Consider the following 12,813-nt stretch of genomic DNA (forward strand, 5'->3'; position numbering starts at 1 on the left):
TCACTCTTTCCTTACCGCGCCCCAAGGGCCGACCCGTGCGATCACCGCCTCGCTGACCCGGTCCTCGCCACTCATGTCGGGTTCATGCCCGAACAGTGCGGCGCGGGCCCCGGCCTTGTCCACTTGATATTCACGGGCAAGAAACTCGGCCACATAGGCCTTTTTTGGCTCTGCCCAGCCACCATAGGTGCGGTAGAACAGTTCCTTGTGGCAAATGAACATCTGGCGCGGGTCCAGCGGGGCAAGTTCGGCCAGCAGCATATTCACAAGATCGCGGTTCGGGGTATTGGCGGCGCGCAGCGAATAGAAATAGGCCGGATGATCCGAGGTGATACGCGGCCAAGGCCCGCCATCTGTCGCCCAGCGCAACAATTGCGCGAGGCCATGATAGGCTTCGGGCAAGCGATCCGCGTGATTGCGCGCCAAACGCCGCATGTCGCTGCGGTCCAGCCCGGTCAGATCAATGCCCGCATCCGCGGCGGCGTCAACGGTCAGAAAGTCCATCTTCTGTTGCAGGATCGCGGCGGCATCCACGCCGCGGGCCTTGACGATCGGCTCGACCAGATCGTTGTAATTCAGAAATTTGGCAATCTGGTTTCGCTGCGACGGATCAAAGACATATTTGATCGGCAAATCCTCTGGCCTTTCACCCATACAGATCGCCGCCGGGTGATCCAGATCCGGGAACAGATACATGCCGCCGAAATGCGCCGTCCAGAAGTTGCGCTGTTCAAACGCCGTGTGGCGCAACCGGACAGGGTTGCGGGTGACGTCGCCGGTTTCCTTAGCGGTTTCGATCATCTTCGCGATCAGCACATCATCGAACCAGGCGTCTTCCTCGGTCTTGAACCGTTCGACCATGCCAGCCAACAGATCGGCCTTGCGCAGGGTGCCGCCCACGGTGTCGGCCTCGATCTCGATCTTGCGCAGGTTCAGCAGGTCGCGCGGGGTGGTGAGTTTGAAGACCGAGTTCACCAGCTCTCCGGCCACCGCATCGGTGGCGGTCAGGGCGAACAACTGCGCCTCGTTCATCTCGATGAATTCACGCAGGATATCGCGCGAGGTCGAGAATTTGACGTTCAGCAGCGGCGCGCGTTTCTGCTCGGTCGTCAGCAGGATGAATTGCCGGTTGACCCCGTTGGGGTTGAGGTAGAGCGGGTCGTCCAGTTCAATCCCCACCTCCGGCGAATAGCCCGAGATATCGACATGGAAATCCGTCAGTGCCGTGGTTTTGCCCGCCAGATGCTGCAGCGCGCGGTTATACCGCTCGACCAGAGCCGGGCTGGAGATGTGGACGAGATTGCCAAACATCAGGCCTTTTTCGATGAGGCGGATCATGAAGCGAGCCTTTGTTCAGTTGGCAGCCAATCGATTGATGACAGATAGCTATCCATCATGATGCAGCTCTGTTCTCGACGAAAGCCACTTTGAGCCTTCGTACCAAACCAAAAAAAGTCACTGGAATCCAAATAAGTATCGCCCAAACTGACCAACCGAATTTTTCCAGAATCGGACAAGGTAAGCCGCTTGTGAGGGGGTCGCCACAAGTCGCCGAGACAGCGAAACCCGTTGCATAAAGAAGGGCGATGACCGTCAATACAAACATAAGCGAGATCGTGATCACGACATCGATTACCAATGCCAAAAGAATATGTAGCCTTTCGAGCGGCTTGAGCGAAAAGAGAGACACACAAATATAGCTCAATAGAGAAAGTACTAATAAAGCAACGAAGTAGGGTAAGAAAAAGCTCCAAAAGCTCACCCCTTCCCCTCCAGATATCGCCGCTTGGCTTCTTCCATCCGGCCCATCTCGCGGACGGCGTTTTCGATGGCCACCTCTTCGCTCTTGTCGGCATAGCGGAATTCGCTGTCGGCGTAGCGATTGATCTCCTGGATCACCATGTCCACCGTGATCGGCTGGCGCATCTCCTCGATCATCGCCTTCTTGGTGTCGTAGTCGCGGAACAGGAACAGGTCGGGGTTTTCCATCCACTCGTCGGGCAGTTCGAAGTCCATTGCGCGGACCTTGACCGCGTCGGTAATGTTCTTGATCGCGCGACCGGTAAAACGCTCATCCGCCTGCTGGATCGCCTTGAGGTAGGTGCCCAGCTTGGCGATCGTATCCATCTGGCCGATCTGGCCAGAAACACGCTCATAGACCCGCAGCAACGCGTCCTCGTGCGGGCGCGAGTGGCTTTCGAAACTGGCGGCGACGGCCTTTTTGATTTCCTGCGCGGCATAGGCTTCGTGTTCACCCAGCGGGATGTCGTGGTTGCGCCCCATCAGCAGGTGCAGGATGTCGATGTAATCCTCGCGTGTTTGCGGCCCGTCCACCAGGAACCGCGCACCCGCCCGCTGGCGCAGGGCGTCGTCCACATTCTCGGGGTAGTTCGAGAACATGCCAAAGGTGCAGTTGCCGCGCACCACGGTGTTGGCCCCAGCAAAGCTCTCCATCAGCACGGCGGTGATTTCCAGCTGGCCCGCGCTGGACTGCCGGTCGCCCCGTTTGCCCGCCAGCTGATCGATATCGTCGATCGTGCCAAAACCGATGACCGAGGGGTCGATGATCGTGTTGATGAACGCCTTGGCATTCTGGCCGGATTTTCCCTGATAGCTGTCGATATTGTCGGTGCTCAGGTTCTGATAGCGGAATGGATAGCCCGCGTTCTGGCAGTAGTCATTAATCAGCCCGGCCATCATCTGGATCAGGGTCGTCTTGCCGGTGCCCGGCTTGCCGTCGCCCATGAAGGTAAAGATGAATCCGCCAAGCTCCGCGAACGGATTCAGGCGGCGGTCAAAATCATAAGCCATCAGCATCTTGGCTAGCTTCATGGCCTGATACTTGGCGATATGATTGCCCACCACCTCGTTCGGTTTCTTGAACGTCATGGTGAGCGTGGTGGATTTGGCCTTCGACGCGGGCTCAAATCCCCGGATCGTCAGATCGTCGGCCTCGATATGCCAGGCGGCGTTCTGGAACGGGGCCAGATGGCCAGCCGTTTGCGCGCGCAGAGCAGCTTTTTCCATCAGTTGCTCTGCATAGGCACTGGTGGCCGCGATCAGATGGGCATCATCGGGCGCGTGCTTGGCCAGAACCTGATCCAGCTCCCACAGGGCACCGTGCAGGGCGAGTTGGCCGTTGTCTGTCAGGACCTCTTCGATTTCACCGATTTCGACCGTGGTCTCCCCCAGATGCGAGGACATCAGATAGGCCAACGCATTGCCGAAGGTGTGCAAGGTGGTCAACGCTTCGGCGGTCAGCAGATCTGAAAATTCGGTCTTGCGCGCGGCGGCAAGATCTCCGGCCAGATTGGCGCGTTTCAGATCGGCCAGCGGGGTCTGGTCCGCATAGGTTTCGGCCACCGCCAAAGCGATGGCAATCGCCCGGCGGATCGCCTGCTGTGTGGTCGCCTGCTGTGGGGACACCAGCGCGTCGCCGTCATCCGCGGCCTCGATCCGTTCGACCAGATGCACCCCATCGGCTCGCGCAGTGCGGCGGGTTACCAACCCCGGCGTGGTCGACCGGAACCGCCGCCCCGTCGACACACCCGGTGACCGTTCGACGGCGGCCTCGGCGGGTTTGGCTATGCGCGGCGCATGCTCGAACCCGTTCAGCAATGCGGTGGCGGCAGGATAGTGCTTGCGAATATCGTCTTCGCGCAATTCCATCTGGTCTGACGTCAAACTCATTTCAAAATCGCCTTTGTATTATCAATATCGCAACACCTGCCCGGACTTGCTGACCACGAACTTGCGCACATCCGCAAAGCCCGGCGGATTGCGTTCGGCCAGAACCTGGAACGGACGCTGGGGAAGGATGATCGAGCGCTGGGTGCGTGTGGCCCCGGTCTCGGCCCCCTGTCCGCCGAAGGGGTCCAACGCAAAGACCTCGCGCTCGACGGTCGAGAACCATCCGGCGCGTTCTTCGATGACCTCTTCGCTGTGCAGTTCTTCGGTGGTCCAAGCCAGAGCCCAATCCTGCCCCTCGGGGGCTTGCGCGTCCTCCAACACCTGCCGCAGGGGGCCGGATTGCTCGGTATAGGCCGAGGAATACATCGGGCCCACATGAATGCGGCGCAGGTGTTTGGGGTGCAGGTTGTCGAAATCCTGGTCGAAGCCTTTGGCGATGGTCACCAGTTTCAAGCCACCAAGCGACTGCGCCATCAGATGCGCCTGCACTTCGGGCCAGCGACGCTGGTCCTTGGGCAGGGCCGTTTTACCGCTGTCCTCCAACTGCATCAGGTAGATGACCGGCAGGTTGATCTGGCTGTCATAGACCGCCCAATGAATCAGGAATTTCCGCCGCTCGCCCTCGGTCTCGATCCAATGGCACTCCGGATCATTGCGAGCCCAGAACAACTGACCTTTCAGCAATTCCTCGTAATAGAGCCTTTGAGACAGCGCGAATTGCAGCTTGGTGGGGATTTCCCTGTCGCTGATGATCGTCCGCACCATCTCGGTTTTCAGGTCCTCTTCCGAGGGCATATTCGCCAGATGTACCTGCGCCTGCTGCGCGTCATTGGCCATGGTCAGCAGTTCGGCCGCCACCGGAAATCCGCTGTCGCGCTTGTCCATGGCGAGGCTGCCAAAGAACCGCCCCGTATCGCGCCCGACCAGCAGGTATTTCATCGACAGCGCGCGGAAGGTGTAGAGCAGCCCCGAGAGGTAGCGCGACACGATGCGCACCTCTTGCTTACTGATCGCGCCCTCAGCCTCCATAGTCGCGGCCACGCGCAGAAGGTGGACAGTGATTACCTCGAATTTGCGGAAATAGCGGCGCGAGGCGAAGGTGTCGGTCAGGCCAACATGGTCTTGGGTTGGGTTATTCATTTAGCTTATCGACCAATAGAGGGAATACCTCGAATGCCAACCAAAGTGCGCCCCAGACTGCGAACACGGCTGAAACTCCAAAGGATCCAAGCGCGAAGACCAATGGTACGAAGAACATCATCAATCTCAGATCGGGACCAAGGTATGCTGGAATCAATTGGGTCAGGTACCCGAACAGGATGAGAAGCGCCCCTAAGAGCGCAACGCCCACTGCTGAACTTAGCATCTTTAGCGGCGAACGGATCGCGTCCTCACCCCCCATACAAATTCTTATCATGCTTCTCGACAATCGAGGCAAACCGGCGGGCAAAGCGTTCGTCTGCCTTGGCTTTTTTCTCCAGCACGTCGCGGGCGAAGACCATGTGGCCCTCATGCGCCTCAAGCATGTCGGCCATTTTCTGGTTGGTCGCGGTGCCGATAGCGGCCATGGCGGTTTGCGCTTCTTGGTCGGTCTGCACGCCGATCTCGTTGATGCGGTGGGCCACGTCCTGCTGCTGCGCGGTTTTCAGCGATTTGGTCAGGGCGTCATACAGAACCACGCGTTGCTGCGTGTCTGTTTGCAGCTTGTTGATCAGCACCATCTGCGTCGCCGCCTGGTTCTGCAGTGAATCGACCCAGGTCTTGCCCTTTTCGATATAGCGCTCCAGCGTCTGGGACTTGGCCAGCTTGACCTGCTCTTCCTGAACCTTCGCGTTGTATTGCTTGTTCAGTTCGGCCAGTTCGGTTTCGAGCTTGGTGCGCGCGGCGGCGTCCTGCTCGACACTGATCTTGTTTTCCAGCGTGATGATCGCCGGGTCCATGCCCTGAATCTCGGTACGCAACGCTTCCAATTCGGCCACGGTCGCCTCGCGGTCGTCCAGCGTGACGGTCAGGTTGTTCTCCACCTTCACGCGCTGCTCTTCCAGCACGGACAGTTGCCCTTCCAGCAGCTTCACGATCACGTCTGATTTCGCGATCAGGTCCTGCAGTTTGTCGTCGATATTGGCTGAGCGCATCCGTTCTTGGCGCATGGACTCGGATTTACCCTTCGAGAAGATGCCCACGAACGATTCCCACCCGGTCTTCGAGCGCATTTCGTCGAAATCCTTGGAAAACGCGCTGGTGACGTCGTCCAGCCCCATGATCAGTTCGGCGATGTTTGCGTTCATCACCTCGGTGTGGGCGTGCACGTCTTCAAGCGTGGCATTTTCGATGTCGATATCAGCTTCGGCCGTTCCGATCTTGGCACGTGCGGCTTCGATCCGCGAGGTCAGCCCTTCGATCTGCGACTGGCTTTCGCGCACCTTGGCCTGGGTTTCCTCGATCAATGCTTCGAATTGCTGGTTCGACATCTGTCCAATCCTTGTTTTTCTTATCTACCCAACAAGATAGGGAATGTTATAACGATTTACATCCCCTTGGGTCTCTCAAATCACCGGAACTGTGGCAAAACCCTATCGAAAAAGATAGGCGTCAAAACCAACAGCTGGCTGGCTTTGATGCTTTCCGGCCCTTGCATCGCACGCCGATCGATTTTTTGATCAAATCTGGATTGATTGACGCCCCCGGGTGGCCCTAGACATGTTCTGCGCCACCTGATTGGGTACGCGCAAATTCTTTCCCTTCCCGGAGGCCGACCCATGCTGGATACCACGACCGACCTGAAATCGCTTTTGAAGAACCCCGACCTTCTGGTCACCAAGGCCTATATCGGCGGGCAGTGGGTCGATGGTGACAACGGCACCTTTGCCGTCACCAACCCGGCCCGCGGCGACGTGATCGCCGAGGTCGCGGATGTCAGCCGCGCCCAGGTGGCCGGTGCCATCGCGCAGGCCGAGGCAGCACAGAAGGAATGGGCCAAGCTGACCGGCAAGGAGCGCGCCGCGATCCTGCGCCGGTGGTTCGACCTGATGATGGAAAACGCCGAGGATCTGGGCAAGATCCTGACCGCCGAACAGGGCAAGCCCTTGGCCGAGGCGGTGGGCGAGATCGCCTATGGCGCGTCCTTCATCGAATTCTTCGGCGAAGAGGCCAAGCGGGTCTATGGCGAGACCATCCCCGGCCATCAGCGCGACAAGCGGATCATGGTGCTGAAACAGCCGATCGGGGTGGCGGCCTCGATCACGCCGTGGAACTTCCCCAACGCGATGATAACGCGCAAGGCAGGCCCGGCACTGGCCGCCGGCTGCGCCTTTGTCGCGCGCCCGGCCACTGAAACGCCCCTGTCGGCGCTGGTGCTGGCGCTGCTGGCCGAACAGGCCGGCGTTCCAGCGGGTGTGTTCAACGTGGTGCCCTCGTCACAGGCCAGCGAGATCGGCAAGGAGTTCTGCGAGAACCCCGGCGTGCGCAAGCTGACCTTTACCGGCTCGACCGAGGTGGGCCGGATCCTGCTGCGCCAGGCCGCGGACCAGGTCATGAAATGCTCGATGGAGTTGGGCGGCAACGCGCCGTTCATCGTGTTCGACGACGCCGATCTGGATGCCGCCGTCGAAGGCGCGATGCTGTGCAAGTTCCGCAACAACGGCCAGACCTGCGTCTGCGCCAACCGCATCTATGTGCAGGCCGGCGTCTATGACGCCTTTGCCGCCAAGCTCAAGGCCGCGGTCGAGGCATTGAAAATCGGCGACGGCCTGTCCGATGGCACCACGACCGGCCCGCTGATCAGCGACGAGGCGGTGGCCAAGGTGCAGGAGCACATCGCCGATGCCACGGCCAATGGCGGCGCGATCCTGACCGGTGGCCTGCCGCACGATCTGGGCGGCACCTTCTTCCAGCCGACGATCATCACCGACGTGACCCAGGACATGAAGGTCGCGCAGGAAGAGACGTTTGGCCCGCTGGCGCCCCTGTTCAAGTTCGAGGACGAGGACGAGGTCATCGCCATGGCCAATGACACGATCTTCGGCCTCGCCTCGTATTTCTACGCCAAGGATCTGAGCCGCGTGTACAAGGTGGCCGAGGCGCTGGAATACGGCATCGTCGGCATCAACACCGGCATCATCAGCTCTGAACTGGGCCCGTTTGGTGGCGTCAAGCAATCCGGCCTTGGCCGTGAAGGCAGCCACCACGGCATGGAAGACTATCTTGAGATGAAATACATCTGCATGGCGGTCTGATCGGACGGACCATGAGACAAGGGCGCCTTTGGGCGCCCTTTTTCTTTTCAAGCGTCATGAAAAAACCCCGCGTCCGGAGGAACGCGGGGTTGTGCGACAACCGAGGGAGGAGACGATTATCGCCGCTTGGGCGGTCTCAGCCTCAGTTCACGGGCTTGGCGTCAACCACGTCCTTTTCTATCGCTTTGGTCGAGGTGATCTCGATCCGGCGCGGTTTCAGCGCCTCGGGCACCTCGCGCTTCAGGTCGATGTGCAGCATACCGTTTTCCAGGCTGGCGCCGGTCACGCGGACATGGTCAGCCAGAGCAAAACGACGCTCGAAAGCGCGGGTGGCGATGCCGCGATGCAGATAGGTGCGCTTGGTGTCCTCGGTGGCTTTCTTGCCGGCCACGACCAGCGCGTTTTCCTTGACTTCGATCGTCAGGTCATCTTCGGCAAAGCCGGCGACTGCGATCGAAATGCGATACGCATCGGCATCGGTTTTTTCGATGTTGTACGGGGGATAGCTGGGTTGTGACACTTCGCTGGTCATGACCCGATCCATGATGTCGGCAATCTGGTCAAAGCCGACGGTTGCACGGTGCAGTGGTGCAAAATCAAAGCTACGCATGTTCGTTATCCTCATGTTCAGAGCGATTTACGAGTTTTGCCCTCCGATTGGACGGGCGTTGGCGATTGTCGGACCCCGGTTTGGCTGCCCGACACACATGAGATGGGAAAGGATCTGGCTGAGTTCAAGACCCGCCGGAGCTGATGAATTTCGCGCCCGAGCTGGACTTGCCCGAGCCGACCTGCAGCCGCCGGATCTTGGCCTTTGGCTGCGGCGCATCCCGCCGCATGATCGCCTTGAGGTCCGAGACGATCCCCTCAAGTTCCATGCCGAACCCAACCTTGCGACGGCCGTCGGTACCAACCGCCGATACCACCGACAGGATCTGCCAACGCGGCCCGTTGCGGGCCAGAATGGCCGAACCAGAGGATCCGAACGTGACATCGCAATTGAAGGTAATCAGACCTTGGCGCCGCTCCAGAATCCGGCAGGACCGCTGGCGCGTGATTGCCTCGGATCGGCCGCGCCCGTACGAAGCGATGCTGATCTCATCCCCGGCGACCCGGCCACTGTGCAATGCAAATGGGTTGGCGACGGTATACGGGATCGGTTGATCCAGTCGCATCAGTGCGACATCAACCCGGACCATCTCGGGTGACAGGCCAACCCGGGGATCATAGTCGGGAAGGACGGCGATCTGCACGACCGTGCCTTCGGCAAGCGCATGTCCATCGCTCAGACCTGCGCGAAAGGTCACTTCGCCGGGTGCATAGGTCCGGCCGGTGGCCTTGTCCGTCGCACAATGGGCTGCGGTCAGAACAAGATCCTGCGCGATCAGCGTACCCGTGCAGAACGAGCGGTCTCCGATGTCCAGCCGCCCGATCGCCTCCCAACCATACAGGTCGTCCCGATCGGTCAGCCTGCGCTTGCCACTGTCTTGGGCCATCGCCGACGCAGCAATCCCGGCCAAAATCAGGGCCGCTGTCACGATACGGCGGATCATGGCCGGACAAACCTTGCGCCGACGTTCTTTCCTGGCTCGAGCGTCTTGCCGGACGCGCCGAATCCATTCCCTGCGGACAGCTCGGTGCGCAGCACCTCCAGCGACTCTTCCAGCGCTGTTCCCAACGATACCCGCCGGCCTTCCAATTCAGCCTTCGCGGACACGACCGATACGATCCGGGGGTGATCTCCTGAGAACGAGAAGATCGGCGCGCCGGACGCACCCAAATCCACGTCACAGGACATGACCAGCACCCCCGATTGCTGCGCCATGACCGAGCAGACCTGTTGCAGCGAAGGGGCTTCCGCGCGGTTGTGGGCGTACGAAACCACTCCGACATCCTCGCCACGCGTTGGCCTGTAGCCGGTTTCAAACGGGATCACGGTCGTATTTCGGATCGGCTGCCACAACTCGATCAGCGCGACGTCGTGGCGCACGCGGCTGACGGATGCGGCGCGGTCATACTCGTATTCCGGATGAATGACCGCCTGGCGCGCTGTGCGATATGCCGATGCGCGGCCATGTCGCCACCCCGCCAGAAACTCGATCTGGCCCGGATCAATTCGTTGGCGGGTCGCTTGGTCGAACAGGCAATGCGCCGCGGTCAGAACAAGCGTGGGTGAGATCAACGCACCAGTGCAGAAGCCGGTGCCGTCGATGTTCAGCCGTCCGACCGCCATCCATTCGCGCCCGGAATCCGAGGTTTCAAGGCTTTGCAGCCCAGTATCCTGCGCCGTGGCTGCCAATGGCAGAACACATAACGCTATCGCCCTGATCCATGTGCGCACGCGGTTCTCCGGCATGAGGTATCGGCCAATCTACTTAAGCGTGGCGTTTGGCGAAAATAGGGCAGAGCCGGGCCGCGCCTAATCCGCACCAGACTGATGCGTCGGCGCATCAGGCCCGATCACCGCAGGATCGGCACCGCATCCGCAGGCTGTCCGGCCCGATCCAGCGCAGGGGGCCGAGGCCCGCCCGTGGCCCAATCCAACAGCTCGACCGTATGCACGATGGGCAGTCGGGTTCCCGACCCGATCTGCATCATGCAGCCGATGTTCCCGGCCGCGATCAGATCGGGGTTCTTGGCCTCGAGCGTGCGCACCTTGCGCTGTTTCAGCTTGGCCGAGATCTCGGGCTGCATTAGGTTGTAGGTGCCAGCGCTGCCGCAGCACAGGTGGCTGTCGGCGGGTTCGACCACCGTGAACCCCGCCTTTTTCAGCAGGTCCTTGGGATAGGTCTTGATCTGCTGCCCGTGTTGCAGCGAGCAGGCCGCGTGATAGGCAACCGTCAGCCCCTTGTCGTCGCCCTGCGGCAAGTCCAGCTGCATCAGGATCTCGCTGACATCCATAGCGATGCCCGACACCCGGGCCGCGTCCTCGGCCAGCGGATCGTCGCGGAACATGTGCCCGTAATCCTTGACGGTGGTGCCGCAGCCCGAGGTGTTGATGACGATCGCATCCAGCCCCTTGCCGTCCATCTCGCGGGTCCAGGCGCGGATATTGGCGGCGGCGGTGGCATGGCTTTCGCGGGTTTTGCCCATGTGATGGGTCAACGCCCCGCAGCAGCCGGCGCCCTCGGCCACAACGACCTCGCAGCCCAGCCGGGTCAGCAGGCGGATCGTGGCATCGTTGATGTCGGTGTTCAGCGCCTTTTGCGCACAGCCCGTCATCAGAGCCACGCGTTTGATCGCCTGCCCCTTGGGCGCAAAGCTTTGTGGGTCGTCATTGCGGCTGACCGGCGGGATGTGTTTCGGCGCCATGTCCAGCATCGCCCGCAGGCGCGCGTCGGGCATCAGAAAGCGGAACGGCCGCCCCAGCTTGGCCCCGATCAGCGCCCAGCGAAACCGCATCGGATAGGGCAGGATCCGCGCCAGAACCCATCGCAGCGCACGGTCCGAGAAGGGGCGCTTGTAGCGGTTTTCAATATATTCACGCGCGTGATCGACCAGATGCATGTAATGCACGCCCGACGGGCAGGTCGTCATGCAGGCCAGGCAGGACAGGCAGCGGTCGATATGCTTGACGGTCTTTTTATCCGGCACACGCTCGTTTTCCAGCATGTCCTTGATCAGGTAGATGCGCCCGCGGGGGCTATCCAATTCGTCGCCCAACACCTGATAGGTCGGGCAGGTTGCGGTGCAGAACCCGCAATGCACGCAATTGCGCAAAATCTCGTTTGCGCGGCGGGTGCCGGGGTCTTTCAACTGGTCTTCGGTGAATGTGGTCTGCATCGCCCTATCCCATCAGCCCGGGGTTGAACATGCCGCGCGGGTCGAATTTCTGTCGAATCCCCTGTGTCAGAGCCGCAATGCCCTGCGGTTCCGGCTGGAACCGGCCCAGCCGGGCAAGGGTATCGGCCCCGGCCCGCACCAGCGTGGCGTGGCCGGAAAACGCGCCAATGCGCCCGCGCAGGTCGGTGCCTGCGGGCACCAGCGCCCAGATCAACCCGCCGCCCCAGTCGAGCAGGGTCCGGTCGGCCTCGACCTGCGAGGCGATTTCGGGCGCGTCGCCGGGTTTGACCGAAATCCGCCAGACATCGCCGGGCGTGTCGGCGAAATCGGCCGCATCGCGGACCGTCTGCCACAGCGCGTCCGACGGCTCGACCGGATCAACCGCGCCGAACTGGCCCAGCAGGGTCTGCAGGCGTCCGGTGCGATACGAGACCGATTCCGCAAACCCCTCGATCCGGATCAAGGCGCGCTGCTGCTGCGGATCATACGCTGCGCCGGTGACCTCAAAGGGCGATTTCAGCGCCTCGGACAGGATGCGAACGGCGGTCACGGCGTCCTTGGCAGGTATCGCCAGAGTCGCGCTGGCCTCGGGTTTGGGCAGCACCTTCAGCGACACCTCGGTCAGCACGCCCAGCGTGCCCCAAGACCCGGCCATCAGCTTGACCAGATCATAGCCGGTGACGTTCTTCATCACCCGGCCGCCATTCTTGATGACCTGCCCCTGCCCGTCAACAATGCGCACGCCCAGCAGGAAATCGCGGCAGGCCCCGGCCTGGATCCGGCGCGGCCCCGACACGTTGCCAGCCACGACGCCGCCGATCGTGGGCGCGCCCGTGAACCCCAGCAAGGCGCGATGGTCCATCGGCTCGAAAGCCAGCTGCTGACCTTCGGCCTCCAACGCGGCCTCGATCTCGGCCAGCGGCGTTCCGGCCTGCGCCACAAGCGTCAGCGCCCCCGGCTCGTACAGGGTGATCCCGCGCAGCCCCTCGGTGCCCAGCACCTGGTCGGGGCCGTCCACGCCACGGGTTCCCCCGCCCTTGATCCGCACCGGGCCGTTCAGCCCGGCCACGATTTCGGCCAGTTCAGACTCTGATTCAGGTCTCAT

11 protein-coding genes are annotated in these 12,813 nt (G+C 61.2%); 1 reads left to right on the forward strand and 10 read right to left on the reverse strand.

What is annotated here, in order from left to right; all coding sequences use genetic code 11:
* The 5 genes from ACR0JC_RS16510 to ACR0JC_RS16530 form a co-directional block, all read right to left on the reverse strand.
* Positions 1–1,338, reverse strand: a complete 1,338-nt coding sequence (locus tag ACR0JC_RS16510) for a DUF6638 family protein (RefSeq protein ID WP_170343161.1) — start codon at positions 1,336–1,338, stop codon at positions 1–3.
* 55 nt (positions 1,339–1,393) lie between these two features.
* Positions 1,394–1,762, reverse strand: a complete 369-nt coding sequence (locus ACR0JC_RS16515) for a hypothetical protein (protein WP_170343162.1) — start codon at positions 1,760–1,762, stop codon at positions 1,394–1,396.
* Positions 1,759–3,690, reverse strand: coding sequence for an AAA family ATPase (locus ACR0JC_RS16520; protein WP_170343163.1), 1,932 nt, complete (start codon positions 3,688–3,690; stop codon positions 1,759–1,761). Before ACR0JC_RS16520 ends, ACR0JC_RS16515 begins: the two co-directional genes overlap by 4 nt.
* 21 nt (positions 3,691–3,711) lie before the next feature.
* Positions 3,712–4,830, reverse strand: a complete 1,119-nt coding sequence (locus tag ACR0JC_RS16525; RefSeq protein ID WP_170343164.1) for a hypothetical protein — start codon at positions 4,828–4,830, stop codon at positions 3,712–3,714.
* A gap of 251 nt (positions 4,831–5,081) precedes the next feature.
* Positions 5,082–6,161: a hypothetical protein gene (locus ACR0JC_RS16530; protein ID WP_170343165.1), complete on the reverse strand. Its 1,080-nt coding sequence runs from the start codon at positions 6,159–6,161 to the stop codon at positions 5,082–5,084.
* A gap of 288 nt (positions 6,162–6,449) precedes the next feature.
* Between ACR0JC_RS16530 and ACR0JC_RS16535 the strand changes: the two genes are divergently transcribed.
* On the forward strand, positions 6,450–7,925 hold the full coding sequence (locus tag ACR0JC_RS16535) for an NAD-dependent succinate-semialdehyde dehydrogenase (RefSeq protein ID WP_170342490.1): 1,476 nt from the start codon (positions 6,450–6,452) through the stop codon (positions 7,923–7,925).
* A gap of 142 nt (positions 7,926–8,067) precedes the next feature.
* Here ACR0JC_RS16535 and ACR0JC_RS16540 read toward each other — a convergent pair whose 3' ends face one another.
* The 5 genes from ACR0JC_RS16540 to ACR0JC_RS16560 form a co-directional block, all read right to left on the reverse strand.
* Positions 8,068–8,535, reverse strand: coding sequence for an Hsp20 family protein (locus tag ACR0JC_RS16540; protein ID WP_170342492.1), 468 nt, complete (start codon positions 8,533–8,535; stop codon positions 8,068–8,070).
* A 124-nt stretch (positions 8,536–8,659) separates the two neighbouring features.
* The gene (locus ACR0JC_RS16545; RefSeq protein WP_170343166.1) at positions 8,660–9,478 is read right to left on the reverse strand and encodes a trypsin-like serine peptidase; all 819 of its coding nucleotides are present in this window, start codon (positions 9,476–9,478) and stop codon (positions 8,660–8,662) included.
* A complete protein-coding gene (locus tag ACR0JC_RS16550) occupies positions 9,475–10,266 on the reverse strand; it encodes a trypsin-like serine peptidase (protein WP_093963788.1) in 792 nt (263 codons plus the stop codon). Before ACR0JC_RS16550 ends, ACR0JC_RS16545 begins: the two co-directional genes overlap by 4 nt.
* 119 nt (positions 10,267–10,385) lie before the next feature.
* Positions 10,386–11,708 (reverse strand): glycolate oxidase subunit GlcF, encoded by a 1,323-nt coding sequence (gene glcF, locus ACR0JC_RS16555; RefSeq protein WP_170343168.1) that lies wholly within the window; start codon positions 11,706–11,708, stop codon positions 10,386–10,388.
* A 4-nt stretch (positions 11,709–11,712) separates the two neighbouring features.
* Positions 11,713–12,813, reverse strand: a complete 1,101-nt coding sequence (locus ACR0JC_RS16560) for an FAD-binding protein (protein WP_480763995.1) — start codon at positions 12,811–12,813, stop codon at positions 11,713–11,715.

The organism is Ruegeria sp. CH5 (assembly GCF_056537025.1).

Excerpts from the sequence above, each read along its gene's own strand:
- ACR0JC_RS16510 (WP_170343161.1), bottom strand. The coding sequence starts at position 1,338 with ATGATCCGCCTCATCGAAAAAGGCCTGATGTTTGGCAATCTCGTCCAC.
- ACR0JC_RS16520 (WP_170343163.1), bottom strand. The coding sequence starts at position 3,690 with ATGAGTTTGACGTCAGACCAGATGGAATTGCGCGAAGACGATATTCGC.
- ACR0JC_RS16525 (WP_170343164.1), bottom strand. The coding sequence starts at position 4,830 with ATGAATAACCCAACCCAAGACCATGTTGGCCTGACCGACACCTTCGCC.
- ACR0JC_RS16530 (WP_170343165.1), bottom strand. The coding sequence starts at position 6,161 with ATGTCGAACCAGCAATTCGAAGCATTGATCGAGGAAACCCAGGCCAAG.
- ACR0JC_RS16535 (WP_170342490.1), top strand. The coding sequence starts at position 6,450 with ATGCTGGATACCACGACCGACCTGAAATCGCTTTTGAAGAACCCCGAC.
- ACR0JC_RS16540 (WP_170342492.1), bottom strand. The coding sequence starts at position 8,535 with ATGCGTAGCTTTGATTTTGCACCACTGCACCGTGCAACCGTCGGCTTT.
- ACR0JC_RS16545 (WP_170343166.1), bottom strand. The coding sequence starts at position 9,478 with ATGATCCGCCGTATCGTGACAGCGGCCCTGATTTTGGCCGGGATTGCT.
- glcF (WP_170343168.1), bottom strand. The coding sequence starts at position 11,708 with ATGCAGACCACATTCACCGAAGACCAGTTGAAAGACCCCGGCACCCGC.
- ACR0JC_RS16560 (WP_480763995.1), bottom strand. The coding sequence starts at position 12,813 with ATGAGACCTGAATCAGAGTCTGAACTGGCCGAAATCGTGGCCGGGCTG.